This window comes from Saccharopolyspora karakumensis (assembly GCF_004349225.1).
Lineage (GTDB): Bacteria > Actinomycetota > Actinomycetes > Mycobacteriales > Pseudonocardiaceae > Saccharopolyspora > Saccharopolyspora endophytica.
This window is the reverse complement of record NZ_SMLA01000016.1, coordinates 40,610-65,857: the sequence shown is the minus strand read 5'-3', so window position 1 is coordinate 65,857 and position 25,248 is coordinate 40,610. Positions and strand designations below refer to the sequence as shown.

24 protein-coding genes are annotated in these 25,248 nt (G+C 70.7%); 9 read left to right on the top strand and 15 right to left on the bottom strand.

The features are described from left to right. Nucleotides 1-280: 280 nt before the first annotated feature. The 8 genes from E1202_RS13555 to E1202_RS13520 are packed head-to-tail and all read right to left on the bottom strand — an operon-like array spanning nt 281 to nt 8,707. Nucleotides 281-1,387, bottom strand: coding sequence for an MlaD family protein (locus tag E1202_RS13555; RefSeq protein ID WP_132683405.1), 1,107 nt, complete (start codon nt 1,385-1,387; stop codon nt 281-283). Continuing rightward, nucleotides 1,384-2,526 (bottom strand): MCE family protein, encoded by a 1,143-nt coding sequence (locus E1202_RS13550; RefSeq protein ID WP_132683404.1) that lies wholly within the window; start codon nt 2,524-2,526, stop codon nt 1,384-1,386. The genes E1202_RS13555 and E1202_RS13550 overlap by 4 nt, the downstream gene beginning before the upstream one ends. Then, the gene (locus E1202_RS13545) at nt 2,526-3,710 is read right to left on the bottom strand and encodes an MCE family protein (protein ID WP_132683403.1); all 1,185 of its coding nucleotides are present in this window, start codon (nt 3,708-3,710) and stop codon (nt 2,526-2,528) included. Before E1202_RS13545 ends, E1202_RS13550 begins: the two co-directional genes overlap by 1 nt. After that, on the bottom strand, nt 3,707-4,732 hold the full coding sequence (locus E1202_RS13540) for an MCE family protein (protein ID WP_408006395.1): 1,026 nt from the start codon (nt 4,730-4,732) through the stop codon (nt 3,707-3,709). Before E1202_RS13540 ends, E1202_RS13545 begins: the two co-directional genes overlap by 4 nt. Beyond that, the gene (locus tag E1202_RS13535; protein ID WP_132683401.1) at nt 4,732-5,760 is read right to left on the bottom strand and encodes an MCE family protein; all 1,029 of its coding nucleotides are present in this window, start codon (nt 5,758-5,760) and stop codon (nt 4,732-4,734) included. The genes E1202_RS13540 and E1202_RS13535 overlap by 1 nt, the downstream gene beginning before the upstream one ends. Further along, a complete protein-coding gene (locus E1202_RS13530; protein WP_132683400.1) occupies nt 5,757-7,079 on the bottom strand; it encodes an MCE family protein in 1,323 nt (440 codons plus the stop codon). The genes E1202_RS13535 and E1202_RS13530 overlap by 4 nt, the downstream gene beginning before the upstream one ends. Next, the gene (locus E1202_RS13525; RefSeq protein ID WP_235878272.1) at nt 7,076-7,915 is read right to left on the bottom strand and encodes an MlaE family ABC transporter permease; all 840 of its coding nucleotides are present in this window, start codon (nt 7,913-7,915) and stop codon (nt 7,076-7,078) included. The genes E1202_RS13530 and E1202_RS13525 overlap by 4 nt, the downstream gene beginning before the upstream one ends. A gap of 3 nt (nt 7,916-7,918) precedes the next feature. Next, on the bottom strand, nt 7,919-8,707 hold the full coding sequence (locus E1202_RS13520; protein WP_132673170.1) for an MlaE family ABC transporter permease: 789 nt from the start codon (nt 8,705-8,707) through the stop codon (nt 7,919-7,921). A 290-nt stretch (nt 8,708-8,997) separates the two neighbouring features. Here E1202_RS13520 and E1202_RS13515 point away from each other — a divergent pair, with 290 nt between their 5' ends. Beyond that, a complete protein-coding gene (locus tag E1202_RS13515; RefSeq protein WP_132683399.1) occupies nt 8,998-9,888 on the top strand; it encodes an alpha/beta hydrolase in 891 nt (296 codons plus the stop codon). A gap of 68 nt (nt 9,889-9,956) precedes the next feature. Next, a complete protein-coding gene (locus tag E1202_RS13510) occupies nt 9,957-10,154 on the top strand; it encodes a DUF2795 domain-containing protein (protein WP_132683398.1) in 198 nt (65 codons plus the stop codon). Here E1202_RS13510 and E1202_RS13505 read toward each other — a convergent pair. Further along, a complete protein-coding gene (locus E1202_RS13505; protein ID WP_132683397.1) occupies nt 10,151-11,365 on the bottom strand; it encodes a PP2C family protein-serine/threonine phosphatase in 1,215 nt (404 codons plus the stop codon). The two genes, E1202_RS13510 and E1202_RS13505, sit on opposite strands and share 4 nt — an antisense overlap. A 69-nt stretch (nt 11,366-11,434) precedes the next feature. Here E1202_RS13505 and E1202_RS13500 point away from each other — a divergent pair, with 69 nt between their 5' ends. Both E1202_RS13500 and E1202_RS13495 read left to right on the top strand, forming a co-directional pair. Continuing rightward, entirely contained in the window at nt 11,435-11,809 is a 375-nt protein-coding gene (locus E1202_RS13500) for an STAS domain-containing protein (RefSeq protein ID WP_132683396.1), read from the top strand. Between the two features lie 65 nt (nt 11,810-11,874). After that, the gene (locus E1202_RS13495) at nt 11,875-12,339 is read left to right on the top strand and encodes an ATP-binding protein (RefSeq protein ID WP_132683395.1); all 465 of its coding nucleotides are present in this window, start codon (nt 11,875-11,877) and stop codon (nt 12,337-12,339) included. On the opposite strand, the gene E1202_RS13490 is transcribed toward E1202_RS13495, so the two are convergent. Continuing rightward, a complete protein-coding gene (locus tag E1202_RS13490) occupies nt 12,340-13,089 on the bottom strand; it encodes an alpha/beta fold hydrolase (protein ID WP_165943851.1) in 750 nt (249 codons plus the stop codon). It abuts the gene before it with no gap. Nucleotides 13,090-13,209: 120 nt separating this feature from the next. Here E1202_RS13490 and E1202_RS13485 point away from each other — a divergent pair, with 120 nt between their 5' ends. Beyond that, nucleotides 13,210-13,488, top strand: a complete 279-nt coding sequence (locus tag E1202_RS13485; RefSeq protein WP_132683393.1) for a WhiB family transcriptional regulator — start codon at nt 13,210-13,212, stop codon at nt 13,486-13,488. Between the two features lie 69 nt (nt 13,489-13,557). After that, nucleotides 13,558-13,746, top strand: a complete 189-nt coding sequence (locus E1202_RS13480; RefSeq protein WP_132683392.1) for a ubiquitin-like protein Pup — start codon at nt 13,558-13,560, stop codon at nt 13,744-13,746. A gap of 57 nt (nt 13,747-13,803) precedes the next feature. Here the strand turns inward: E1202_RS13480 and E1202_RS13475 are convergent, their stop codons facing one another. After that, on the bottom strand, nt 13,804-15,828 hold the full coding sequence (locus E1202_RS13475; protein WP_132683391.1) for a CocE/NonD family hydrolase: 2,025 nt from the start codon (nt 15,826-15,828) through the stop codon (nt 13,804-13,806). A 147-nt stretch (nt 15,829-15,975) separates the two neighbouring features. Between E1202_RS13475 and E1202_RS13470 the strand changes: the two genes are divergently transcribed. Next, entirely contained in the window at nt 15,976-16,953 is a 978-nt protein-coding gene (locus E1202_RS13470; protein ID WP_132683390.1) for a TIGR03557 family F420-dependent LLM class oxidoreductase, read from the top strand. 363 nt (nt 16,954-17,316) lie between these two features. On the opposite strand, the gene E1202_RS13465 is transcribed toward E1202_RS13470, so the two are convergent. Next, a complete protein-coding gene (locus E1202_RS13465) occupies nt 17,317-19,101 on the bottom strand; it encodes a thiamine pyrophosphate-requiring protein (RefSeq protein WP_132683389.1) in 1,785 nt (594 codons plus the stop codon). A 97-nt stretch (nt 19,102-19,198) separates the two neighbouring features. After that, nucleotides 19,199-20,065: an SDR family oxidoreductase gene (locus tag E1202_RS13460; protein WP_132683388.1), complete on the bottom strand. Its 867-nt coding sequence runs from the start codon at nt 20,063-20,065 to the stop codon at nt 19,199-19,201. Between the two features lie 152 nt (nt 20,066-20,217). On the opposite strand from E1202_RS13460, the gene E1202_RS13455 reads away from it, so the two are divergent. Next, the gene (locus E1202_RS13455) at nt 20,218-21,429 is read left to right on the top strand and encodes an ATP-grasp domain-containing protein (RefSeq protein ID WP_207918620.1); all 1,212 of its coding nucleotides are present in this window, start codon (nt 20,218-20,220) and stop codon (nt 21,427-21,429) included. Between the two features lie 9 nt (nt 21,430-21,438). Here E1202_RS13455 and E1202_RS13450 read toward each other — a convergent pair whose 3' ends face one another. Beyond that, the gene (locus tag E1202_RS13450; RefSeq protein ID WP_132683387.1) at nt 21,439-22,620 is read right to left on the bottom strand and encodes a zinc-dependent alcohol dehydrogenase; all 1,182 of its coding nucleotides are present in this window, start codon (nt 22,618-22,620) and stop codon (nt 21,439-21,441) included. A gap of 141 nt (nt 22,621-22,761) precedes the next feature. Between E1202_RS13450 and E1202_RS13445 the strand changes: the two genes are divergently transcribed. Beyond that, nucleotides 22,762-23,829, top strand: coding sequence for an NAD-dependent epimerase/dehydratase family protein (locus E1202_RS13445; RefSeq protein WP_132683386.1), 1,068 nt, complete (start codon nt 22,762-22,764; stop codon nt 23,827-23,829). 168 nt (nt 23,830-23,997) lie between these two features. On the opposite strand, the gene E1202_RS13440 is transcribed toward E1202_RS13445, so the two are convergent. Beyond that, on the bottom strand, nt 23,998-25,233 hold the full coding sequence (locus tag E1202_RS13440; RefSeq protein ID WP_132683385.1) for a PucR family transcriptional regulator: 1,236 nt from the start codon (nt 25,231-25,233) through the stop codon (nt 23,998-24,000). Between the last annotated feature and the right edge of the window lie 15 nt (nt 25,234-25,248).

The window sequence follows — 25,248 nt, the reverse complement described above, 5'->3', positions numbered from 1 at the left end:
GAACCCGAGCGGACGGACAGGGCCACGATCGAGTCACGGCAGGCACTATGCCCGAAATAGTCTCATTTGTGGAGTGCCGGTGAAGGGAGCTCTTTGGGGTTGTTGTGCGTGGCGATGCGGGTAGCAGAACCTGAGCGGTTCCGTGGACTCCGTGCGCCGCTCCTGATGTATGCCAATACACGGCGTCCCGCCGTACTCGCCACGAAACCGCTCAGAACCTGCGGCGGTGCCGACTGAGTCCCACACCTGGAACAGCGGCTCCGCCGCCTTCTTGAAGCTCCTAGCGGGGTGACTCGTGCTGGGATCCCCTGACGTTGATGGGGCTGCCCGGGGGTTCTGCGCAGTGGGCTTGCAGGTTGGCGGGGACTTCGGCGAGGTCGGTGCCCGCTCGCTGGTGGGTGCTCTGGTAGCCCCGGGTGCAGACGAACGGGTCGAAGCTGTTGAGGACCAGGCCGAACCGGGCTCTCCCGTCACCGGGGACGGTGGTCTTGGTGCCCTGCGCGAGACTCGGGTAGGTGACCAGCAGCTGCTCCACGCCGTCGAGGCGGGTGCGGTAGACGTTGGCGGTGGTCAGCAGGTTCGAGAACAGCCCGCCGAGCTGCGGTCCGGTTTCCCGCAGCAGCCCGCTGATCTGCTCGGCGACGTCCGGTGCCGCGACGATGACGCGGCGCAGGTCGGGGTCGGAGGCCCGCAGCTGCCCGGCGAACAGGTGGAGGTCCCGGCTGAAGGAGGCGATCTCGGCGCCCTGCTCCCGCTGCGTCTCCAGCACCTGCCGGCCGCTGGAGATCAGGTCCAGCGTCTGCGGCAGGTGGTCGGTGGCGTGCCGGGTGTAGGCGTGGGAGGTGTCCAGCAGCGTGCCGAGCGGACCGTTGAGGCCGGTGAACGCCAGGTCCAGTTCGGTGACCACGGTCTGCAGCGAGCCGATCGGGATGCTGCGCACCGTGCGGTCCAGGTTGGCCAGCAGGTCCTCCGGCGGCACCGGGATCGAGGTGCGGTCGCTGGTGATCACCGAGCCTTCCCCGAGGTGCGGACCACCGTCGGATCGGGGGCGGAGGTCGACGTACTGCTCGCCCACCGCCGATCGGTTGGTGACCACGGCGTCGGTGTCGGCCGGGATCTTCGGTGCGCTGTCCTCGATCTCCAGCGACACGTCGACGCCCTCCGGCGTCAGCCGCAGCGGTCCGACGCGGCCGATGGGCAGTCCTCGGTATGTGACCTCGGCGTTGGTGAAGATGCCGCCGGAGTCGCGGAACCGGGCGATGGTGGTGTACCCGCGGGAGGACACCAGCCGGTCCAGCCCGGCGTAGGTGGCGCCGACGTAGGTGATGCCGACCAGGGCGATCAGCACGAACGCCCCGATCTGCAGCTTGACCCGCTTCGAGATCACCGGACACCTCCGAGCACTGCGTCGAACGGTCCGCCCGGTCGCGGCGGTGGCGGCACGGCAGGCGCGGGCGCGGGCGCCGGTCCCGGCAGCGGCAGCGGCAGCGGGAATTCGCCGGGCCCGATGCCGCCGGTGGGCGGCGGGCGTCCCTGCAGCACGTTGTCGACGATGGTGCTCAGGTCGAGGTCCAGCTGCAGGTCCAGGTTGGTGTAGTCGCCCTTGATCGCGTTCACCGTGTAGTCGGTGAACGGGAAGGTGACCAGGATTTCCAGCGACTTGGGGATGTCCTCGCCCGCTTCCGCCAACTTCCGCAGGATCGGGCTCAGCGACCGCAGGTTCTCCAGGGTGTCCTGCTCGCTGCGCTCGGTGGTCTCCACGGCGACCTCGGAGAGCCGGTCCATCTGCTGGAGCATGGTGACCAGCTGTCCCCGCTGCTCGTTGATGACCTTCAGCCCGGGCCCGAGGTTGTCCAGCGCGAAGGCGATGTCGTGCTTCTGCCCGACCAGCGAGGTGGCGAGCCGGTTGAGCCCGTCGATGGCGCGGGTGATCTCGTCGCGCTGGCCGTCGAGTTCCCGGGTGAAGACCTCGAGGTTGCGGTGCAGCGAGCGGATGTCGGCCTCGTTGCCGGACAGGGCGGCGCCGAGTTCCTGGTTGATGTGCTGGAGCTGGCCGATGCCGCCGCCGTTGAGCAGCATCGACAGCGCGCCCAGCACCTCCTCGACCTGCGGGTGCCGGTTCGTGCGCGACAGCGGGATGCGGTCGCCGTCGGACAGCAGCGCTTGACCGTCCGTCGCGGAACCGTCGAGCTGGACGTACTTCTCACCGAGCAGGCTGGACTGGCGCAACTGGGCGATGGCACTGGCCGGCAGCCGCACGTCGCGGTTGATCTCCAAGGTGACCTCGGCGGTCCAGCCGTCCGGGGCGAGCCGGATGCCGGAGACCCGTCCGACGGCGACGTCGTTGACCTTCACGCTGGCCTGCGGCACCAGGTCCAGCACGTCGGCGAGCTGCGCGGTGACCCGGTACGGGTCGTCGCCCAGGTCGGCGCCGCCGGGCAGCGGCGCGTTGTACAGGCCGGTGAACCCGTGCTGGCCGCATCCGGCGACCAGCAGGAAGCTCAGCAGCGCCACCGCGATCCGCATCAGCGACCACCTCCCGGGTGGGGCGTGCCGGTGTCGCGCATGGCGTCGACCAGCGGGAGCGGGATGTCGGGTGCGTGTCCGTGCTCCAGCGAGGTGATCGCCTCGGCCGGGGACGGCAGCGGGACCGCGCCGGTGACGATCGGTTCGATGCGGTTGCAGGCGTCGGCGAGCACGGGCGGCACCGGGCGGTCCGGGGGCGACTGCCGCAGCAGCTTGCAGACGATGACGATCGGCGGGTGGGTCAGCTCGTTGATGTTGCCGCGGGTGCGGGTGGACCCGGTGGAGGCGTCGTAGGTGTTGGCGAGGTTCGACAGCCCCAGCGGTGCGAGGTCGGTGACCTCCTCCAGCGCGGCTTTCTGGTCGACGAGCACCTGCGTCACGGCCTGCAGGTGGTCCACGTTGGTCCGCAGCACGGCGCGGTTGTCGCGGATGAACCCGGCGGTCTCCGACAGCGCGGGACCGAGTTCCCGCAGCGCAGCGCCGAGTTCACCGCGTTCGGCCGCCAGGAACGCGGCGGTGTCGGACAGCTGGGTGTTGAACCGGCGCACCTGCTGGTCGCTGTCGGCGAGCGTGCGGTTGAACAGCTGCAGGTTGTCGACGGTGGCGAACATGTCCTCCTTGGAGCCCGACAGCGTGCTCGTCGCCTGGCTCAACCGCTGCAGCATGTCGTTGAGCTCCGCGCCGTGCCCGCCGAGGTTGGCGGCCTGCACGTCGAGGAAGTCCGACAGCGCGCCCTCCTTGTTCGCCCCGTCCGGTCCCAGCATCCGCATCGTGCGGTCGGTGTTGCGGTTGATCTCGTCGAGCTCCAGCGGCGTCGCGGTCCGCTCGCGCGGGATCACGGCCCCGTCGGCCAGTTCCGGTCCGCCCTCGTAGACGGGTGTGAACTGCACGTACCGGTCGCTGACCAGGCTCGGCGCGACCGCGACGGCCTTGGCGTCGGCGGGGATCGGTGTGCCGTCGTCGATGCGCATCTCGACCCGCACCTTGGTGCCCTCGGGGACGACCTCGGTCACCGAGCCGACCCGCATGCCCAGCACGCGCACGTCCGAGCCGGGGAACAACCCGACGGTGGCTCCGAAGTGGGCGGTCACGGAGGTGCGCGCGGCCAGCGACACGGCCCACCAGGCACCGCCGGTGATCAGCATCGCCGCAGCGAGGACGATGGCCACAGCGCGCTTGCTCATCGCGGTCCTCCCCCGGCACCGCCCGCGATCGGCGGGCGGCAGCCTTCCTCGTTGGACGTCACCGGACCGGCGTGCAGCATCGGCGGGACCTGACCGCAGACGTAGCTGTCGAACCAGCGCCCGTTGCCGACCGTGTTGCTGAAGTACCGCGCGAACGGCGCGAGGTTCTGCAGGCCCCGGTCGAGGTTGTCCTGGTTGCGGTGCAGCACGTCGGTGACCCGTTCCAGCGTGGTCAGCGCTGGTCGCAGCTGGGCGTGGTTGTCGGCGACGAGACCGCGCAGCTGCTCGGAGAGCTGCCGGGTGCTGCGCAGCAGCGTGCTGATCGCTTCGCGCCGGAAGCGGATCTCCTCCATCAGCAGGTTGCCGTCGGCCAGCAGCTCGGCGAAGACCTCGTCGCGGTCGCCGAGCACCTGGCTGACCTGCCAGGTGTTGCTCAGCAGCTGCTTGAGCTGCTGGTCCCGGCTGGAGATGACCTGGGAGAACGCCGAGAGCCCGCGCAGCGCCTCGCCGACGTGCGCCGGGGTGCCGCGGAAGGTGTCGGCCATGGTCTGGAAGCTCTGCGCCAGCGCGGCGGTGTCGACCTCGCCGGAGGTGCGCCCGAGGTCCTGGAAGGCCTCGGTGACGTCGTAGGGCGAGCGGGTGCGGTCGGCGGGAATCGTTGCGGCGGAGTCCTGTTCGCGATCGCCCTGCGGGTCCAGCGACAGGTACTTCTGGCCGAGCAGGGTCTTGATCTCGATGGAGGCGGTGGTGCGGTCGCCCACCCAGGCGTCGTCGACGCGGAAGGCGACCTCGACGTGCTTGCCGCGCAAGGACATGGAGGTCACCTCGCCCGCTTTGACCCCGGCGATGCGGACCTCGTCGTCGGGCTTGAGCCCGGCCGCCTCGGTGAACTGCGCGCGGTAGGTGGTGCCGCCGACCACCGGCAAGTCCTCGAAGTAGAACGCCAGCAGCGAGATCGCGGTGATCAGCACCAGGCCCACCACCCCGGCGGCCGCCGGGTCGCGCCGCTTGAGCCGCTCGATCATCGGCACCTCTCAGGCATCTGCTCGGGGGACGTCGCGGGCAGCGGCACGGCCACGCCGAGGCTGGAGATGCGCACCTGCCCGGAGCTGCGGCACAGGAAGTAGTTGAACCACGACCCGTAGCTGGCGGTGCGGTTGATGGTGTTGAGCTTGTTCGGCAGGCCCGCGGCGAACCGCTCCACGAGCGGCCGGTGGTTGTCGAGGTGGTGCGAGAGCACGCCCAGGTGCGCGATGCTCTCGCGCAGCGGTTGCCTGCCCTCGGCGAGCAGCCCGGCGGTCGCCTCGTTGACCTGGCCGATCCCTTCGACGGCCGAGCCGATCTGCTCCCGGTCCGCGGCCAGGCCGGAGACGACCTGCTGGGTCTGCACCAGCACCTCGTCGAGTTCGGCGTTGCGGCTGTTGACGGTGCCGAGGACGTCGTTGAGGTTGGTGATGACGTCGCCGATCACCTGGTCCCGGGAGGCCAGGGTCTGGGTCAGCGAGCCGATGTGCGCCAGCAGGCTCTGCACGGTGCCGCCCTCCCCTTGCAGGGTCTGGATGATCGCGTGCGAGAGCTTGTTGACGTCCTCGGGCGAGAGCGCCTGCAGCAGCGGTTTGAACCCGTTGAACAGCACCGTGAGGTTCAGCGCGGGCCGGGTGCGTTCGATCGGGATCGTGGCGTCCTCCGGCAGCAGCGTTCCGGAACCCGTCCCCTTCTCGATGGCGAGGTAGCGCTGGCCGACGAGGTTGCGGTACTTGATCGACGCGGTGGTCGAGGCGGGCAGCGCGCGGTCGCCGAAGAGCGTGAACTCCACGTGGGCCTGGCGCTTCTCGGCGATCTCGATCGAGCGGACCTGTCCGACCTTGACCCCGGCGATGCGCACGTCGTCGCCCTCGTTGAGCCCGGTGACGTCGGTGAAGCGGGCCGAATACCCCGTGGTGGGGCCGAAGCTGGTGTTGGCGATGGTGACCCCGAGCAGTCCGGTGGCCAGCAGCGTCACCGCGATGAACGCCACGAGCTTGGTCAACGACGGCGTGATCGACCTCATCGCACCTGCACCTCCGCTCCTCGGTACAGCGGCCCGACCAGCAAGGTGCTCCACGACGGGACCTCGTCGGGGCGCAGCCTGGTCCCCGGTGACAGCAGGGCCGCGATGAGGCGCTGCTCGGCCGGCGAGTGCTGCATCGAGCCCGCGGTCCCGGTGAACGAGCTCGGGCTGGTCGAGGCCGGTGGTGCGGGCTTCTCGCGCTGCGGCGGGTGCGTCGAGCCGTCGCGCGGCGGCCCCCCGCCGGGCAGGTCGGCGGGCAGCGGGACCTGGTCGTAGCAGCGGGGTCCGCGCCGGTCCTGCCAGCTGGGTTCGTCGTGGCCGGGCAGGTACTTGTCGGCGCTGTCGCTGATCTGCACCCGCAGGCGGATCACGCCCGGGGTGTCGGTGCCCTTGCCCGCGACCTGGTCGAGGCGGGGCACCGCATCGGCGAGATCGTCGAACAGGCAGGGGTATTCGGGCGAGTAGCGCGCCAGCAGCCGCAGGTGCTCACGGCTCGCCGCGTTGAGGCCGATGATGTTCTCCTTGTTGGCCCGCAGGAATCCGTCGAGGTCCGCGGCCCCTGTCGTCACCGTGCGGTAGAGGCGATCGAGGCCGGCGCGGTTGTCGGCGACGGTTCGGTGGTTGACCGCCAGGTCGCGCAGCGCCTGCGTCAGCTCCGGGGTGGTCTCGGCGTAGAGGTGCGCCACGTCGGCGAGCGCCTGGATGTTGCCCTTGAGCTCGGGCAGCGCCGGGTTGAACTGCTCCAGGTAGCGGTTGGTGGCCACCAGCGTCTCGCCGAGCTGCTCACCTCGTCCGTCCAGCGCCATCGAGACGGTGTTGAGCGTGGTGGCGAGCTTGTCCGGCCGGACGGCCTGCAGCACCGGCATCAGGTCGCTGAGCACCTTCTCCAACTCGATCGACGCCTCGCTGCGGTCCTGCTCGATGACGTCGTCGTCGCGCAGCGACTCGCGGGAGGGCTCGGGTGGCGGGACGAGGCTGACGTAGCGCTCGCCGAAGAGGGTCTTGGGCAGCAGTCGCGCGGTGACCTCGGCCGGGATGAGGTGCACCTTGTCCGGGTGCAGCGCGAGGTCGAGCTCGGCGCCGGACGCGGTCGCGCGCACCTCCCGCACCTCGCCGACCACCAGGCCGCGCACCTTGACGTCGGAGGGCGGTTGCAGCTGGTTGCCGACGCGGTCGGTGCGCAGCAGCACGTTGACCACCGGCGTGAACGCCTTCTGGTACACCGCGACCGTCGAGGCCAGGAACAGCACGATCACGCTGATGAACACCGCCCCGACCACGCGGCGGCGCACCACCTCGACCCGCCCGCCCGGCCTCATCCGGCGATCCGCACGGTCGTGGTGGCGCCCCAGATGGCGAGGCTGAGGAAGAAGTCCAGCACGTTGAGCGCGATGATCGCGGTGCGCACGGCCCGGCCCACCGCGCTGCCGACCCCAGCGGGACCGCCGGAGGCGCGGAAGCCGTAGTAGCAGTGCACCAGGATGATCATCAGGCTGAACAGCAGCACCTTGCCGAAGGAGAACAGCACGTCCTCCGGTGGCAGGAACAGGTGGAAGTAGTGGTCGTAGGTGCCCGCCGACTGGCCGTAGAAGTAGACCGTGATCACCCTGGACGCCAGGTAGGACGACATCAGCCCGATCACGTACAGCGGGATCACCGCGCCGATCCCGGCCAGCACGCGGGTGGTCACCAGGAACGGCACGCTGCGCACCGCCATGACCTCCAGCGCGTCGATCTCCTCGGAGATGCGCATCGCGCCCAGCTGCGCGGTGAACCCGCAGCCGACGGTCGCCGACAGCGCCAGGCCCGCCACCAGCGGCGCGACCTCGCGGGTGTTGAAGTAGGCCGAGACGAACCCCGTGAAGCTGGCCGTGCCGAGCTGGTTGAGCGCGGTGTAGCCCTGCATCCCGACGACGGTGCCGGTGAACAGCGTCATGCCCACCATCACGCCGATCGTGCCGCCGAGCACCGCCAGCGCACCGCTGCCGAAGGTCACCTCGGCCAGCAGCCGCAGCACCTCCTTGGAGTAGCGGCGCAGCGTGCGCGGTGCCCACGCGATGGCGCGCAGGTAGAACATCGCCTGGTCACCTGAGGTGTCGAGCACCCGCAGCGGGGCGTTGAGCAGCCGCCGGACCCGGCCGGTCGCCACGACCACGGCTCACATCCCCTTCGCCGGGACGAGCTGCAGGTAGATCGCGGTGAGCACCACGTTCACCAGGAACAGCAGCATGAACGAGATGACCACGGCCTGGTTGACCGCGTCCCCAACGCCTTTCGGCCCCGGCGCGGGGTTGAGCCCGCGGTGCGCGGCGACCACCCCGGCGATGAACCCGAAGATCACCGCCTTGATCTCGCCGATCCACAGGTCGGGCAGCTGGGCGAGGCCGTTGAAGCTGGCCATGTAGGCGCCGGGAGTGCCGCCCTGCATGATGACGTTGAAGAAGTAGCCGCCGAGCACGCCGACGACGCTCACCACGCCGTTGAGCAGGGTGGCGACGAGCATCGCCGCGAGCACGCGCGGCACGACCAGCCGGTGGATCGGTGAGACGCCCAGGGTTTCCATCGCGGCGATCTCGTCGCGGATGGTGCGCGCGCCCAGGTCGGCGCAGATCGCCGAGCCGCCGGCCCCTGCGATGAGCAGCGCGGTGATCAGCGGGCTGGCCTGCTGGATGATGGCCAGCACGCTTGAGGCGCCGGTGAACGACTGGGCGCCGATCTGCTTGGTCAGCGAGCCGAGCTGCAGCGCGATCACCGCCCCGAACGGGATCGACACCAGGGCGGTGGGCACGATGGTGACGCTGGCGACGAACCAGGACTGCTGGACGAACTCGCGCCACTGGAACGGCCGGGCGAACACCGCCCTCGCCACGTCCACGGCGTGCAGGAACAGCCGTCCGGTCTCGCTGAGCGGACCGGTACCGGCCGGTCGCGCCACTCCAACACCCATCGCGGCTCCCCGAGGTCTCGACAGGGCATCCAGAGTGATCAGCCACACACCTCGCAACCAGGGGCACTCTGCCCCGCGATTCCCCCACTCTGGTGCACATCGCCCGTAACCCGAACCCGGCCTCCGTGCGATAGACATCTCCGGTCTCGCGGAATCCGTTCCACCCCAACGACATCCACGGTCCCAAGTGGAACAAGCTCGTCCGCCTCCGATCCGGTCCCGGTTTGACCGGTGTGGAACGGGTACTCCCGGAGCGGAGACCGGTCGAAGCGCGAGAGGAGGTTCCGCCCGTGGTGAGCTGGCAGGCGCGGGCCGTCATCGCGAAGTACTGGGTGACGCGGCGCAAGCAGGTCTTCGCCGACCCCGGGAAGTTGCGGGAGAGCGCGGAGAGCCACCAGGCCGAGGGAGTGCAGGTGCCCGACTGGGTCCACCGGCGCTTCGACGTCGTGGAGTCGGACGTGCTCGGACACCGCTGCTACACGCTGCACCCCCACGAGCCGGAGAACTCGCAGCACATCCTCTACCTGCACGGAGGCGCCTACGTGCACCAGGTCGAGCAGGCTCACTGGAGGTTCCTGGACCGGCTGATCGACGCGACCGGCTCGGTGGTCACCGTGCCGATCTACCCGCTGGCCCCCGCGCACACCTACGACGAGACGCTGGCGATGATCTGGGAGACCTACCAGCGCATCCTCGGCGATCTCCCGGCCGAGGACCAGATCATCATGGGCGACTCCGCGGGCGGCGGGCTGACCCTGTTCGTGGCGCAGCGGATCAAGCACCACGACCGGCCGCAGCCGCGACGCCTGGTGCTGTTCGCGCCCTGGCTGGATCTCACGACGACCGATCCGGGCATCGCCGAGCGCGAGCCGCACGACCCGTTCCTCAGCGGACCCGGGCTGCGGGAAGCCGCCCGGCTCTACACCGACGGCCTCGACCTGCGCGATCCGCGGGTGAGCCCGCTGTTCGGCGACCTGTCGGGACTGGCGCCGATCAGCGTGTTCACCGGGACCCGCGACGTGCTGCTGACCGACTCGCGACGGCTGCGCGACAGCATCCGCACGACCGGCGCCGACCTCGACTACGAGGAATACCCGGGGATGTTCCACGGCTGGATCATGCAATCCCTGCCGGAGGCCAGGCACGCGACCGATCGTGTTTCGGCTCTCGTGGGTGATTGAGCGGGCCGGTTTCCGGGAAACCACCGCGCAGAGCCCGCCCGGACACGCCGAAGACGAGGTGAGCGGTCATGACCCATCCTCCGGACCCGGACACCGTGCAACCGTTCCTGCGGGAGGTGCACTACCCGGTCAGCAAGCAGGAACTGGTGCACATCGCCGAGCAGCAGGGCGTGGACGGCGAGGTGCTGCGCGCGCTGCGCATCGTCCCCGACCGCACCTACGAGAACCAGGAGGAGATCAACGAGGAGGTCGCCCTGGGGAGCTAGCCGTGGCGGCTGAGGACCAGGAGCGTGACGTCGTCCCCGGCGGACGCCGCGGTCACCAGGCGGTTGGTGACGGTGCTGCAGACCTCGGGGGCGGGCGCGCACTCGATCGCCTCGCACAGCGAGTTCAGGCCGACGTCGATGGACTGCTGGCGGCGCTCGATGAGCCCGTCGGTGTAGAAGCACAGCACCGAGGGCTCCGGCAGATCGACGGCGGTGGAGCGGCGCTCGCGGCGCGACACCTCCACCCCCACCGGCGGGTCCACCGGCACCTTGACGAGGTCGCCGCAATCACCGGGCAGGGCGAGCACCGGTGGCAGATGCCCGGCCAGCGAGATCTCCAGCCGCGCGGTGACCGGGTCGTAGATCGCGTAGGACACGGTGGCCATCGCGTCCGGCTCGAAGTAGGTGACCTTGCGGTCGAGCTTGTGCAGCACGCGGGCCGGCTCCTCGTCGTCGAGCGCGTACGCGCGCAGCGCGCTGCGCAGGCGCCCCATCACCACGGCGGCCAGCAGACCGTGGCCGACGACGTCGCCGATCACGATGCCGATCCGACCCGAGGGCAGCTCGAACACGTCGTACCAGTCACCGCCGATGCCGTGATCGGCACCGGCGATGTAGCGGCCGTCCATCGACGCACCGGGAACGGACGGCAAGCGGCCGGGCAGCAGGCTGTGCTGCAGCACGGTCGCGGCGATGCGTTCCGCGCGCGAGGAACCGACCTTCGAGACCGAGGCGAGGCGATCGGCGGCGATGCGCACCAGACCGGCGTCCTCCTCGGTGAACCGGTGCTCGCCGAACGCGCCGACGCACAGCACTCCCAGCGTGTCCCCGCCCGCGACCATCGGTGCTCCGACGATCGAGCGAATCCCCTTCTGCTGCAACGGCGTGCTGATGAGGACGTCGTCGTCGACGCGGTCGAACACGACGGCTCGCTCGGAGTCGAGCACGGCGGCGGCGAAATCGTTGCCCACCGGGATCCGGACGCCCTGCCGCACCTCGTCCTCGACGCCCACCGAGGCGGTGGCGATCAGCTCCTCACCGCCCGGATCCAGCAGCAGGACCGTCGCCATGTCCACGCCCAGGACATCGCGCACCCGGGCCAGGATTTCACGCAGCAGCTCGTTGACGTCCAGGTGAGCCAGCGAGGTGTCCGTGACCAGTTCGATGCGCCGCAAACGCTCCTCGGCGGAAGAGTCCGCAGAAGCACGCATGCGTTCAGCATAACCGCCACGCTGCCGTGCGTCTTTGCCAAGTGGGCCCACCGGCCCCATCATGGAGCCATGGCTACCGACATCAACGAGAACCCGACACCGTTCAGCGCGGTGGCCGAGTGGTCGGGCCGCACGCTCTTCGTCACCGCGACCGGCGAGGTCGAACTGGTCAACTCACCGCAGCTCGAAGCGGTGCTCAACCACGCCCTCGCCGACGGGCCCGAGGTCCTGGTGCTCGACATCATGGACGTCACGTTCCTGTCGTCGGCGGGACTGGCCGTGCTGGTGCGCGCCCACCGCAACGCCGAGGAGGCCGGCACTCGGTTCCGGGTCGTCGCCGCCAACGTCGCCACGCTGCGCCCGATCCAGCTCATGGGGCTGGACCAGGAGTTCGACGTGTTCGCCGACCGCGACGACGCGCTGTCCGGCGCACGGGGTTTGTGAGCCGTCCGAGTCGCCGAACCTAGGAGCTGAGCGTCGTTTGACGGAGAACTGTTAGGAAGCGACCTATGGCACCCGCTCAGTCAGGCGGGCCGGAGCCCGGGGCCGTGGACGGTCTGCGCCGCCACGGAGTCCTCGCCTCCGCCGGCAGCTTGCCGGTGCTGCGCGACGAGGTGGACCAGTGGGCCCGCACCGCCGGGCTCGGCGACACCCTCGCCGGTGCGCTGGCGCTGGCAACCTACGAGGCCATGGCCAACGCGGTCGAACACGCCTACGACGGCATGCCCGGACCGTTCGACGTGGAAGCCTCGCTCCTCGACCGGGGCGTCGAGGTGACGGTCACCGACCACGGGTCGTGGCGCTCGCCGCAGGACGGTGACCAGGAGCGCAAGCGCGGCCTCCCGCTGATCCACCGGCTCGCCGACGAAGCCGTCGTGTCCGCCGGGGAGAACGGCACGCGGGTGCGGATGCGGTGGGAGCTCCGGGGGCAGCGCGCCGCCGGGGACCTGTCCGCCGCGGAGGCCTCCGGTTAGTCACGCGGCGACGAGGAAGTCCTCGACCGCGCTCCCCAGGTCGTGGGGCGCCGCGAACGGCACCATGTGCGCCGCGCCGGGCCAGACCAGCAGGCGCGCTTCCGGCAGCAGCCGGGTGACCCGCTGCGCCCAGTCCTGCGGCACCAGCGCGTCGTGCTCGCCGCGCACGACCAGCGCGGGCGCACCGACGCGGGGCAGCTTGTCCTCGACGTGGTCGTGCATCGATTCGGCGAAGCTGGTCACCACGCGCCGGAGCCCGGCTTCCCGGTAGTCGCGGAAGGTCAGCGGTGCGAGCCGGCGCGGTTCGCACCGGGCGTTGCGCAACCACCGGCGCACCTGGCCCTGCCAGGTGCGGGCCCGCGGATCGGTGGTCGGGCCGACCAGCACGAGCCCGCGCACGTGCTCCGGGGCGAGCAGCGCCGCCTCGACGGCGATCTGGCAACCGAAGGAGCACCCGAGCAGGTTGACCTCCGCCAATCCCACCTGCCGCCGCCACACGTCCAGGGCCTGCGCCAGGTCGTGGAGTCCGAGAGGGCGCCCGGAACGACGGCTGGACCCGAAGCCGGGCAGGTCCACCGCCCACGTCTCGCGCACACCGGCCCGCCCCGAGACGAACGGCAGCAGTTCCCGGCTGGAGACCCCGGCGCCGTGCACGCACACCAGCGGAGGGCCCGGGCCCTCGACGTGCCACGCCACGACGCCGGCCTCGGACAGGTCCGGGCGCTCGAGTTCGGTCCTCGTGCGCTGCATCGACTCCGGGCTACCCGCAACGGCCCGGTCCGAACCGGACGCCGCCATGTGTGAACCGAGCCCCCATCGGGTATTCCGATGATCGACCGGATGATCAACCTCGGCAACACGGAGGTGAGAATGACCGCCACGGAGCGCCTTCCGAAACCCACCAGCGAATCCTGGCACTGGCAGCTGCGCGCCGCGTGCCGGGATCTCAGAACCGCTCGGTTCTTCCACCCGGACAACGAACGCGGCGCGCGCCGCGCCCAGCGGGAGCGCCAGGCCAAGGCCGTCTGCCGACGTTGCCCGGTCATCGCCCAGTGCCGCGAGCACGCGCTGCGGTCCCACGAGCCCTACGGCGTGTGGGGCGGTCTCGGCGAGCAGGAACGCCGCAGCCTGCTCCGGAAGGCGAGCTGAGCGCGGGGATTCGCGTTCCACCGCAACGGGTATGGCCAGTGGGCGAGCCCGCCGACCGTGGAGGCCCACATGCACCAGGACAGGACCCGCAGACCCCCGGACGACGAGGAGGACGCCCCGGCCCCGAGCACCTCGGGCCGGGAACGCCGCGAGCAGCTCGACGAGGACACCGACGACCTGCTCGACGACATCGACGACGTCCTCGAGGACAACCCGCAGGACTTCGTCCGGGGCTACGTGCAGAAGAACGGCCAGTGAGTGCCGCGTTGCCGCGCCGGGAGGACGATTCCCCGGCGCGGCAACGCTCTTCGGTGCTCACACGTGGTCGCGCGGGATGCGATGGTCCCAGTTCTTGGAGAACACGCGCTCGTCGCCCAGGTAGGCGTCGAGTTCGGCGTGCAACCGGAACTCGGTGGCCGTGGACGTCAACGCAGTGCGGGTGCTGGTGCGCACCGACCAGTCACCGCGGGTGAAGCCCATCGTCCACTCGATGTCGCCGCGCACCGAGTCGAAGTCCTCCCCGACCCAGCTGTAGAGCTCGGTGGCGCGCCGGCGGACGTCCAGGTCGATGTCCTCGAAGTGCGCCAGCCCCAGGTCCTTGATCACCTCCAGCGACGAGCTGTAGTCGGCCAGGTCCCTGCTGACCTGCCACTGCTGCTCCCCCGGGGTGATCTGCTTCGCGGGCACCGGTGGGGCTCCCTCGGGTTCGCCGAACAGCGGCGTGGGCAGCTCATCGGCCTCCTCCGCCGGCCGGATCGGCAGTTCCAGCTCGCTCTCGGACGGGTGCACGGTCAGCTGCACCGGCTCCGGCGGTGGCCACGCCAGCGGCCAGTACGAAGTGGACAGCGCCAGCCGGATGCGGTGCCCCGCCGGGAAGGCCTGCGCCACGCCGTTCAACCAGAACTGAACCTGGTACCGCACACCGGGTTCCAGTGGTTTCGGTTCGTCGTGCCCGTCCCGGTGGGTGAGGTTGAGCAAGCCGTAGGTCACGCGCGTCGCCTGCCCGGTCGGGCTGACGTCGGAGAGCCGCGCGGCCAGCATGGCCACCGGCCGGTCCACCTCCACGCACACGTCCACCAGCGGCCCGCCCAGGATCTCGCAACGCTCGGTCAGCGGCTCGGTGTCGAACACCAGCGACCCGCCGTCCTCCTCGCGCTGGTCGTAGGGCAGGTCCGGGGGTGCGTTGTAGGAGCACCACTTGCCGCCGTACTGACCGACCGACAGCGGCGAGGCGACCGTCAGCCGCCGTCCGTCCTGCCCCTCCCCCGGCCGCTCGATTCTGTTCTGCCCCAACGGGAACCGGGTGCGGCGCACGTGGGGTGACGGCCACGACGGCTCGCCGACCCAGCGTCCGAGGCGTTCCTCGTAACTGGTGGACGGCGGCATGCTCTCCTGCATGAAGGTGCACAGCATCGGTCCGTCCATCGCCCCGTTGTCGACGTCCTTGAGCCAGTGGTCCCACCAGCGCACCAGCTCCTGCAGGAAACCGATGGCAGGACCAGGCCGCCCCAGGTGCGGGTACTTGTGCGACCAGGGCCCGATGAGGCCGCGGCGCGGCGCGTCGAGGTTCTGCATCAGCCGGAACACGGCGTTGGAGTAGCCGTCGGCCCAGCCGCTCACGGCCATCACCGGGCACTCGACCCCGGAGAAGTCCTCGCAGATCGAGCCGTGCCGCCAGTAGTCGTCGCGGCGCTGGTGGCGCAGCCAGGTGTCGATCCACAGGCCGCTCTCCTCCATGCGTTCGCGCCACATCTCCTCCCAGCGGTCGCCGACGACCTCCGGATCGGGCGGGCAGGAGGTGTAGGCGAACATCGTGCTCGCCCAGGACAGGTTGTCGCTGAGCAGGCATCCGCCCATGTAGTGGACGTCGTCGGCGTAGCGGTCATCGGCGCAGCACAGCGCCGCGATCGCCCCCAGGCTCGGCGGTCTCCTGGCGGCCACCTGCAGGGCGTTGAAACCGCCCCAGGAGATGCCCATCATGCCGGTCCGCCCGGTGCACCACGGTTGTTCCGCCAACCACGCCAGCACTTCCTCGGCGTCGACGAGCTCCTGCTCCAGGTACTCGTCGGTGAGGATCCCGTCGGAGTCGCCGCTGCCGCGCAAGTCCACGCGGGCGCACGCGTAGCCGTGCCCGGCCAGGTACGGGTGGTGGATGGAGTCGCGCAACGAGGTGAGGTCACGCAGCCGGTAGGGGATGAACTCCAGCACCGCCGGAACGGGCTCGGTGTCGGAGGAGACCGGCCGCCAGATGCGCCCGGCCAAGCGGGTTCCGTCGGACAGGGGAATCCAGATGTGCTCCTCCTGCTTGATCTCGCAGGGCAGCTCGTCGACCTCGCGCACGCGTCCTCCTCGCTCGCCTCGACTGTCCCGGGCGTCACTCGCTGACTACCCATCAACCGATGCGGCCATGCCCCGGCGCGCACGTTTCACCGCGCCGCTGCGCGGTTACTCGCGGACAGGACTGGCGAGCACCGGAGGGCGGGGAACATGGTTCGGTTCGGGTACACGCTGATGACGGAGCAGTCGGGGCCGCGCGAGCTGGTCAAGCAGGCGGCCGCGGCCGAGCGCGCGGGGTTCGACTTCGCGGTGATGAGCGACCACTACTCGCCGTGGCTGGACGAGCAGGGCCACTCCCCCTACGCGTGGAGCGTGCTGGGGGCCGTCACGCAGATGACCGAGCGGATGGACCTGCTGAGCTTCGTCACCGCGCCGATCATGCGCTACCACCCCGCCGTCGTCGCGCAGAAGGCCGCCACGATCGGCTTGCTCTCCGACGACCGGTTCACGCTGGGCGTGGGTGCCGGGGAGAACCTCAACGAGCACGTCATCGGCCAGGGCTGGCCGCCGGTCAACGTGCGGCACGAGATGCTCACCGAGGCGCTGCGGATCATCTCCTCGCTGTTCGACGGCGGCCACGTGAACTTCACCGGCGACCACTACCGGGTCGATTCGGCGAAGCTGTGGGACCTGCCCGACCAGCGGGTCCCGGTGGCCACCGCCGTGTCCGGCGACCAGTCGGTGCAGCGCTTCGCCCCGCTGTCCGACGCGATGATCGCCGTGCAGCCGGAATCCTCGCTCTGCCGTGCCTGGGACTCCGCGACCGGTGGTGACCAGCGCAAGTACGGTCAGCAGCCGATCTGCTGGGACCCGTCGGCCGACGCCGCCGCCCGGCGCGCCTGGGAGCAGCTGCGCTGGTTCGCCGGTGGCTGGAAGGTCAACGCCGAACTGCCCGGTCCCGCCGGCTTCGCCGCCGCCACCCAGCACGTGCGGCTCGACGACGTCACCGCGGGCATCCCGTGCGGCCCCGACGTCGATCGGATCGTCAAGACCGTGCAGGCCCACTGGCAGGCGGGTTTCACCGACATCGCCCTGGTCCAGGTCGGCGTGGACGCCGATCCGGCCGGCTTCTTCGGCTTCGCGCGGGAGAAGCTGCTGCCCGCCCTGCGCGAGGCGGCCGGAAGCTGATCGCCACCGCCAATTCTGTTCCCACCAACGTGTTTGCCACCCACCCCGCGGTGACAACCCGACAGGTGCGAAGGAAATGCCGCTTCATCACCCCGGAAACGACGACGGGGGGAAAGGACGTGGTGGTCATGCCCGGTGACCGGATCCGCCAACTCACCAGGAGGGTTCGCGACGAAGTCGCGCAGCACAACCCGATGAAACCGAGCAAGGAGGCCTCGGCGTCCCAGGACGGCGCCCCGAGCAGGACGGGACGGGCGAACTCGCTGCTCCACACCGGGCCCCGCGTGCCACCGGAGCGGCGCAGGAACCGCTGAGACCCGAAACGGCGTCCCCGGACTCCCGGGGGCGCCGTTTCGCGCCGTGTCAGCGACGGCGCGGGAGGAACTCCTGGGCCTTGGACTTCACGCCCTCGGTGACCACCGACCACGCGTCGGGGTCGCCCTTGAGCATGGCCTCGGCCATCGACTCGACCTGGCTCCAGTCCGCCTGCGGCGGGATCGGCGGCACGGCCGGGTCGGTGACGAAGTCGATCAGGCAGGGCCGGTCGCTGCTCAGCGCTTCGGCCCACGCGTCGGCGACGCTGCCCGGATCGGCGACCCGGATACTCCGGAAACCCGCGCTGCGCGCGAACTCCGCGTAGTCGAACTCCGGAAGCCGTTGCGAGGGGAGGAACTGCGGAGCGCCGTTGAGCGCCCGCATCTCCCAGGTGACCTGGTTGAGGTCGCCGTTGTTGAGCACGCCCACGACCACTCGCGGGTCCTGCCACTCGCGCCAGTGCTGCCCGATGGTGATGAGCTCGTTGATCCCGTTCATCTGCATCGCGCCGTCGCCGACCAGCGCGATCACCGGCCGGTCCGGGTGGGCGAACTTCGCGCCCGTGGCGTAGGGAGCTCCCGGTCCCATGGTGGCCAGCGTCCCGCTCAGCGAGCAGCGCATGCGGCCGCGCACCCGCAGGTGCCGGGCGTACCAGTTGGCCGCCGAGCCGGAGTCGGCGGTGATGATGGCATCATCGGGCAACTGCGGTGACAGCTCGTGGAACACCCGTTCCGGGTTGAGCGGTTCGGCCTCCACCCCGGCGCGGCGCTCCATCACCTCCCACCAGTCCCGGACACCGGACTCGACCTTCTCCCGCCAGGCGCGGTCCTGCTTGCGGCGCAGTCGCGGCAGCAACGCCGACAGGGTCGCCCGGGCATCACCGAGCAGGTTGACCTCGAACGGGTACCGCATGCCGATCATGGTCGGATCGATGTCGATCTGGACCGCGCGGGCCTGCTCGAACTCGGGCAGGAACTGGCTGTAGGGGAAGCTCGCGCCGACCATCAGCAGGGTGTCGCAGTCGCGCATCAGCTCCCAGGACGGTCGCGTGCCCAGCAGTCCCGCCGCACCGGTCACCCACGGCAGGTCGTCCGGCAGCACGTCCTTGCCCAGCAACGCCTTCGCCACACCGGCCCCGAGCACGTCGGCGACGGCGGTGACCTCGCCCGCGGCCTTCCGGGCGCCCTGGCCGACCATGATGGCCACGCGCTCGCCGGCGTTGAGCACCTCGGCGGCGCGCTCCAGGTCCGCCTCCCCCGGCGTGGTGACCGCCTCGGAGATGCCGACGCTGGAGGGCACCATCTTGAACGCGTGCGTCGGCGGCGAGTAGGTCATCTCCTGCACGTCGTTCGGGATGATCAGGGCCGTGACCGTCCTGCGCGCGAACGACGTGCGCATGGCGCGGTCGAGCGCGTTGGGCAGCTGCTGCGGGGTGGAGACGAACTGCACGTACTCGGCGACGTCCTTGTACAGCGAGGAGAGATCGACCTCCTGCTGGTAGGCCCCGCCGAGGGAGGTGCTGGCCTGCTGCCCGACGAGGGCGACCACGGGCACGTGGTCGAGCTTGGCATCGTAGAGCCCGTTGAGCAGGTGGATGGCGCCGGGTCCGCCGGTCGCGGCGCAGACTCCCACCTCCCCGGAGAACTTCGCGTACCCCACGGCTTCGAACGCGGCGAGCTCCTCGTGCCGGGCCTGGATGAACCGCGGGTCGTTGTCGGCCCGCTCCCAGGCGGCGAGGATCCCGTTGATGCCGTCACCGGGGTAGGCGAAGACGTGCTCCACGCCCCAGGTCCGCAGTCGTCGCAGCAGGTAGTCGGCCACCGTGTCGGCCATGCCGCACCCTCCGATCGTCCGTGTCGGCGTCGTCCCCACCCGCCTACCCGGATGTCCGCTCGCTCAACCGGGAACTGATCGATCTCCTCGGGCGCGGTCAGCCGGGGTGGGTTTCGCCGCCGACCGGCGCCAGCACCTCGCCGGTGTAGTAGCTGGACAGGCGGTCGGAGGCGAAGAAGACGTAGGACGGCGCGATCTCGTCGGGGTGGCCCATGCGCCCCATCGGCGTCTGCTCGCCGAACCCCTCCACCTTGTCCTCCGGCAGCGTCGCCGGGATCAGCGGCGTCCACACCGGACCGGGCGCCACGCAGTTGACGCGGACACCGGAGGCCGCCAGGGACTGGGCGATCGACTGCGTGAGCACGTGCACCGCGCCCTTGCTGGCCGAGTAGTCCATCAGGTCCTTGTTGCCGCGCAACCCGTTGACCGATCCGGTGTTGATGATCGCCCCGCCCTCGGGCAGGTGGCGCAGCGCGGCCTTGCACAACCAGAACACCGCGAAGACGTTGACCTCGAAGGTCCGCTTGAACTGCTCGGTGGTGATCGACCGCAGGTCGTCCTGCGCCGCCTGCGTGCCGGCGTGGTTGACCAGCACGTCCAGGCCTCCGAGCCGCTCCGCGGCGTCGTCGACCAGGCGCGTGCAGAAGCTCTCCTCGGCGACGTCGCCGCGGAACAGGTGGCACTGGCGGCCCTGCTCGCGCACCAGCTCGGCGGTGCGCTCGGCGTCGGCGTCCTCCGAGGTGTCGAAGTAGGCGAGCGCGACGTCGGCGCCTTCCTTGGCGAAGGCCACCGACACGGCTCGGCCGATCCCGGAGTCCCCGCCGACCACCAGCGCCCGCTTGCCCGCGAGGTGCCCGGAACCGACGTAGTCGCGCATCTCGTCCCGCGGGCGCGGGCGCATCGGCTCGGTGGCGCCGGGCGGGGTCTGCTGCTGGGCAGGTGCGCTGCTGGGCGGCTGTTCCATGACGTCCTCCACATCGGAAGTCCTCGGCGACCTGTCGAGTACCCGGCACTCCCGCGGGTTCAACATCCTGTGCCCGGGGTACGCGGGTTGGTGTGACTGAGCGGCCGAAGAACGTGCTCCTGCTAGGACCTGACGAACGCAACCTCGCCCTGATGCGCGAGCTCCAGCACCTCGCGCCGTACCGGTTCCACCCGCTGCTGGACAAGGAGCAGCTGATGTACGGCGACATCGGGCTGGAAGAGCTGCTGGAGAAGGCCCAGCAGCGCCTCGACGACTTCCCCGAGCCGGTCGACGCGATCGTGGGCTACTGGGACTTCCCCGTCAGCTCGATGGTCCCGATCCTGGCCACCGACAACGGGCTGCCCGGGCCGAGCCTGGAATCGGTGGTCAAGTGCGAGCACAAGTACTGGAGCAGGCTCGTGCAGCGCGAGGTCACCGACGCGCACCCGGGCTTCGCGATCGTCGACCTGGACGAGCCGGAGACGCCGCCGGGGATGCAATTCCCGATGTGGCTCAAGCCGGTCAAGTCCTTCTCCTCCGACCTGGCGTTCAGGGCCGACGACGAGGCGGGGCTGCGCGCGGCGGCCGCCGAGATCCGCGAAGGCATCGGCCGCATCGGGCGGGCCTTCGACTTCCTGCTCTCCAAGCTGGAGCTGCCGCCGGCGATCGAGGAGGCCGGGGGCATGGCGTGCCTGGCCGAGGAGGCCGTGCGCGGCGAGCAGCTCACCACCGAGGGCTACGTCCACGGTGGCCGCGCGCACGTGCACGGCGTCGTGGATTCGTTGTGCTACCCGGATTCCTCCAGCTTCCTGCGCTACCAGTACCCCTCGCAGGCCCCGGAGGAGTTGCAGGAGCGGATCATCGAGATCAGCCGCGAGGTCATCGAGCACATGGGGCTGAACGACTCGACGTTCAACATCGAGTTCTTCTGGGACACCGACACCGACGCGGTCAACATCCTCGAGATCAACCCGCGGCTCTCCCAATCGCACGCACCGCTGTTCGAGCTGGTCGACGGCATGCCCAACCACCAGGCGATGGTGCAGCTAGCGGTCGGCGAGGAGCCGACCATGCCCAGCCGCGAAGGTCCGCACCGCATCGCCGCCAAGTGGTTCCACCGCGTCTTCGACGACGCCGTGGTCGACTCCACCCCGTCGGAGGACGACCTCGCGCGGCTGGCCGAGGAGCTCCCGGGAGCCACTGTGGACATCATCGCCGAGCAGGGATCGCGGCTCTCGGAACTCCCGGCGCAGGACAGCTACAGCTACGAGCTCTTCGCCGTCTACCTGGGAGCGGACGACGAGGACGAGCTGCGCGCCAAGTTCGACCGCTGCGTGCAGCTCCTCCCCTTCGACCTCAGCTGAGGCGCGACCCTAGGGCTCCAGGAGGATCTTGATCGCCCCGTCCACCTTGCGCTGGAAGATGTCGTAGGCGGTCGGGGCCTCGTCCAGCGGGAGGTGGTGGGTGGCCAGGTCGCGCACACCGAGCGGATCGGACTCGTGGCCCACCAGCGGCAGCAGGTCCGGGATCCACCGCTTCACGTGGGCCTGCCCCATCGCGATCCGAACGCCCTTGTCGAACAGGGTGAGCATCGGCATCGGGTCGGCCATGCCGCCGTAGACCCCGCTGAGCGAGATCGTGCCCGCCCGGCGGACGCTGTCGATGCACTCGTACAGCGCGGAGAGCCGGTCGACCCCGGCCTTGGACATCAGCGGCTCGGCGACGGCGTCGGGCAGCACCCCGGCGACCTTCTGCCCCAGTTCGGCGACGGGCGAACCGTGCGCCTCCATGCCGACGGCGTCGATCACCGAGTCCGCTCCCCGACCGTCGGTCAGCTCGCGCACGGCATCGGCGACGTCGTCCCGCTGAGCGGCGTCGATGGTGCGAACTCCGTGCCGCTCGGCCATGTTCAGCCGTTCCGGCACCCGGTCGACGCCGATGGCGCGGAAACCGTGGTGCAGGGCGATCCGGGCCGCCATCTGCCCGATGGGGCCGAGCCCGAACACCGCCACCGTGCCGCCCTTGGGCACGTCGGCGTACTCGACGGCCTGCCACGCGGTGGGCAGCACGTCGGAGAGGTAGACGAACTGCTCGTCCGGTGGCCCTTCCGGCACCTTGATCGGCCCGAACTGGGCTTGGGGCACCCGCAGGTACTCGGCCTGGGCACCGGGAACGCTGCCGTAGAGCTTGGTGTAGCCGAACAGCGCGGCTCCGCTGCCGTGCTCGCGCACCTGCGTGGTCTCGCACTGGGCGAACAGGCGTCGTTCGCACATCCAGCAGTGGCCGCAGGCGATGTTGAACGGCACCACCACCCGATCCCCCGGCGCGATGTCGCTCACCGCCGACCCGGTCTCCTCCACCACGCCCATGGGCTCGTGGCCGAGGACGTCGCCGGGGTCGAGGAACGGCGCCAGCACCTCGTAGAGGTGCAGATCGGAGCCGCAGACCCCGCTGCTGGTCACGCGGATGATCGCGTCCGTGTCGGCCTCCAGCTTCGGGTCCGCCACGTTCTCGACGCGCACGTCCCGCGGTCCTTGCCATGTCAGCGCCTTCACCGGCCACCTCCTCAGTAGCTCACCACCACGTTCTTTCCGGTGGCGGCACCGGGCAAACCCGCACCTCGGCAGCGCGTTTGTGCCGCGGCCTGCGGGGAACCCGTGGTGGGGAGACCGTCCGGACCGATGGCAGGAGTCCTCATGGCAGCGTCCGCGAGTTCCCGGCGAGTCGCGATCGTCGGCGCCACCGGCAACATCGGCACGAGCGTGGTGGACGCGCTGCGCGGCGACACCCAGGTGGAAGCGATCACCGCGCTGTCCCGCCGGGAACCACCCGAACAGGGCAGGGGCGTCCGGTGGGAGCGCACCGACGTCCAGGAGGACGACCTGGTCGGACGATTCGCCTCGGTGGACACCGTGGTCCACCTGGCCTGGCTGTTCCAGCCCACCCACGACCCGGTGACGACCTGGCGCAACAACGTGCTCGGCAGCATCCGGGTGTTCGAGGCCGCTGCCGCCGCCGGGGTGCGCCACCTCGTCTACGCCTCGTCCGTGGCCGCCTACTCGCCCGGGCCCGGCGGGCGCTCGATCAGCGAGACCTGGCCGACGCACGGGTGGCCGGCCGCGGCCTACAGCCGGGAGAAGGCCTACCTGGAGCGGTTCCTCGACGCCTTCGAACGGCAGCACCCGGACATCCGAGTGGTCCGGATGCGCACCGCGTTCTGCTTCAAGCCCGAGTCCGCCGAGCAGCAACGACGTCTGTTCATCGGACCGTTCCTGCCCAACAGCCTCGCCCGGCCGGAACTCCTCCCGGTGCTGCCGCTGCCGACCGGTCTGCGCTTCCAGGCGGTGCACAGCGACGACGTCGGCGAGGCCTACCGGCTCGCGATCCTCTCCGACAGCCGGGGTGCGTTCAACGTCGCGGCGGATCCGGTGGTGGACTTCAGCGCGCTGGCGGATCTGCTGCAGGCCCGTCCCGCAGCGGTTCCGGCGCCGCTGGTGCGCGCGGTGCTGGCGGCGGCCTGGAACCTGCACCTGGTGCCCGCGTCACCGGACCTGTTCGACGCGTTCCTGCGGCTGCCGATGATGGACACCGGGCGCGCCCGCGAGGAGCTCGGCTGGAGCCCGCGGCGCAGCTCCACCCAGGCGGTCGCCGACTTCCTGCGCGGTTTGCGTTCGGCCACCGGCGATTCCAGCCCTCCGCTCCGCTCCCCCCTCCCGGGCGGCAGGCTCGAGGAACTCCGCACGGGCGTCGGCCAACGCCCTTGAGCGCTGGCCGGTCCTCCGCCGTGCGGGGAGTCGAACCGGGGAACCCGCCTGCGTTACTAGCCAGCCGGACTTTTCCGTTGCAGGAGAGCACGTCTCAGGCCCAGTAGTGCCGCGGCTGGGGAGGAGGACGGGGCCGTTCTCGGGGGTCCCCTTTTCCGCCGGGCGGGCCTAGCCGGTGCCGCGCCAGTGCAGGGCTTCGAGAGCCGCCGCCACTGCGAGGGCGTTCTCGGCGAGCGGGCGCGGCAGCAGCTCGTCGGCCCTGGCCAGCCGGCGCAGGACCGTGTTGCGGTGGGTGTAGAGGCGCTCCGCGGTGCGGGTCGTGCTGCCCAGCTCGCGCACGTAGGTCAGCACGGCGGTGCGCGTCTCGGCGTCGGCGTACCGCAGATCGCCCAGGGTGTCGGCCAGGAACTCGTCGGTCTGGGTGGGCTCGCTGGTCAGCAACGACACCAGCTGCACGTCCTGGTAGCGGGCAACCTGCTGCGGTGAGGTGAGCCGGGCGACCATGCGCTGCGTGGTGGCGGCGTCGAGATGGCTGCGGCGGAAGCCCTCGACGCCCGTGCCGGGACGGCCCACCGCGACCCTCACGTCGGGATGGTCGGCCAGGCGCGCGATCAGGTCGGCCACGGGTGGTGCGGTGGCCACGGGCAGCCAGACCCACATGGCCGCGGCGCTGGCGATCACGGTGAGCCGGTGGTCGGCACCGGACGCGCGGGTCACCGCCTCCGCGGCGGCTTCGACCTGCTCGGAACCCGCCGCGCCGCTCCAGAGGATCGCGGCGGTGTGCGGTCCGGAGAGCCGGTAGCCGAGCCTGCTCTCGGCCCGCGCCTGCCCGATCGGCGCGCCCTCCAGCAGCAGCGTCACCGCCGCGCGGCGCTCCGCGTGCGCGCCCCGGGTGAGCTCGTCGCGCTCGTGCTGCATGCGCTCGCTGACGGCGGCGACGGTGTCGTCGATGAAGGTGCCGATCGACACGGCGGAGACGTCGAGCAGCTCGCGCAGCTCGCCGGGGTCGTCGGTGAGGCCGAAGACGATCTCGATCCAGCGCCGCCACGCGACGTTCTGCGCCGTCCGGTAGGAGTCCAGCGCGGTCTCGTCCAAACCCCGTCGCACCAGGTCGCGGGACGCTTCGAGGAGTTCGGAGCTGGTGTTGGCCGGAACCCTGCGCCCGGGGTTCTGCACGTTGGCGGCCGCCCAGTGCAGCAGGTTCGCGAGGTTGGCACGACGGGTCGCGGCGGCCAGCGCCGGGTCCTCGGCGACCAGCCGGACCCGCGCACCCCCGAGGGCGGCGGCGTGCAGCTCCTCGACCCACTCGGCGTGCGGGTTCAACGCGATCTCGGCACCCCGCCGGAACAGCTCCCGCACCCGCGGGGACACCCTCGGCCACTCGGACGCAGCATCCCGCACCATTTCCGCATGATCCTG

Excerpts from the sequence above, each read along its gene's own strand:
- E1202_RS13550 (WP_132683404.1), bottom strand. The coding sequence starts at position 2,526 with ATGCGGATCGCGGTGGCGCTGCTGAGCTTCCTGCTGGTCGCCGGATGC.
- E1202_RS13545 (WP_132683403.1), bottom strand. The coding sequence starts at position 3,710 with ATGAGCAAGCGCGCTGTGGCCATCGTCCTCGCTGCGGCGATGCTGATC.
- E1202_RS13535 (WP_132683401.1), bottom strand. The coding sequence starts at position 5,760 with ATGAGGTCGATCACGCCGTCGTTGACCAAGCTCGTGGCGTTCATCGCG.
- E1202_RS13530 (WP_132683400.1), bottom strand. The coding sequence starts at position 7,079 with ATGAGGCCGGGCGGGCGGGTCGAGGTGGTGCGCCGCCGCGTGGTCGGG.
- E1202_RS13520 (WP_132673170.1), bottom strand. The coding sequence starts at position 8,707 with ATGGGTGTTGGAGTGGCGCGACCGGCCGGTACCGGTCCGCTCAGCGAG.
- E1202_RS13510 (WP_132683398.1), top strand. The coding sequence starts at position 9,957 with ATGACCCATCCTCCGGACCCGGACACCGTGCAACCGTTCCTGCGGGAG.
- E1202_RS13505 (WP_132683397.1), bottom strand. The coding sequence starts at position 11,365 with ATGCGTGCTTCTGCGGACTCTTCCGCCGAGGAGCGTTTGCGGCGCATC.
- E1202_RS13500 (WP_132683396.1), top strand. The coding sequence starts at position 11,435 with ATGGCTACCGACATCAACGAGAACCCGACACCGTTCAGCGCGGTGGCC.
- E1202_RS13495 (WP_132683395.1), top strand. The coding sequence starts at position 11,875 with ATGGCACCCGCTCAGTCAGGCGGGCCGGAGCCCGGGGCCGTGGACGGT.
- E1202_RS13490 (WP_165943851.1), bottom strand. The coding sequence starts at position 13,089 with ATGCAGCGCACGAGGACCGAACTCGAGCGCCCGGACCTGTCCGAGGCC.
- E1202_RS13485 (WP_132683393.1), top strand. The coding sequence starts at position 13,210 with ATGACCGCCACGGAGCGCCTTCCGAAACCCACCAGCGAATCCTGGCAC.
- E1202_RS13480 (WP_132683392.1), top strand. The coding sequence starts at position 13,558 with ATGCACCAGGACAGGACCCGCAGACCCCCGGACGACGAGGAGGACGCC.
- E1202_RS13470 (WP_132683390.1), top strand. The coding sequence starts at position 15,976 with ATGGTTCGGTTCGGGTACACGCTGATGACGGAGCAGTCGGGGCCGCGC.
- E1202_RS13465 (WP_132683389.1), bottom strand. The coding sequence starts at position 19,101 with ATGGCCGACACGGTGGCCGACTACCTGCTGCGACGACTGCGGACCTGG.
- E1202_RS13460 (WP_132683388.1), bottom strand. The coding sequence starts at position 20,065 with ATGGAACAGCCGCCCAGCAGCGCACCTGCCCAGCAGCAGACCCCGCCC.
- E1202_RS13455 (WP_207918620.1), top strand. The coding sequence starts at position 20,218 with ATGCGCGAGCTCCAGCACCTCGCGCCGTACCGGTTCCACCCGCTGCTG.
- E1202_RS13445 (WP_132683386.1), top strand. The coding sequence starts at position 22,762 with ATGGCAGCGTCCGCGAGTTCCCGGCGAGTCGCGATCGTCGGCGCCACC.
- E1202_RS13440 (WP_132683385.1), bottom strand. The coding sequence starts at position 25,233 with ATGGTGCGGGATGCTGCGTCCGAGTGGCCGAGGGTGTCCCCGCGGGTG.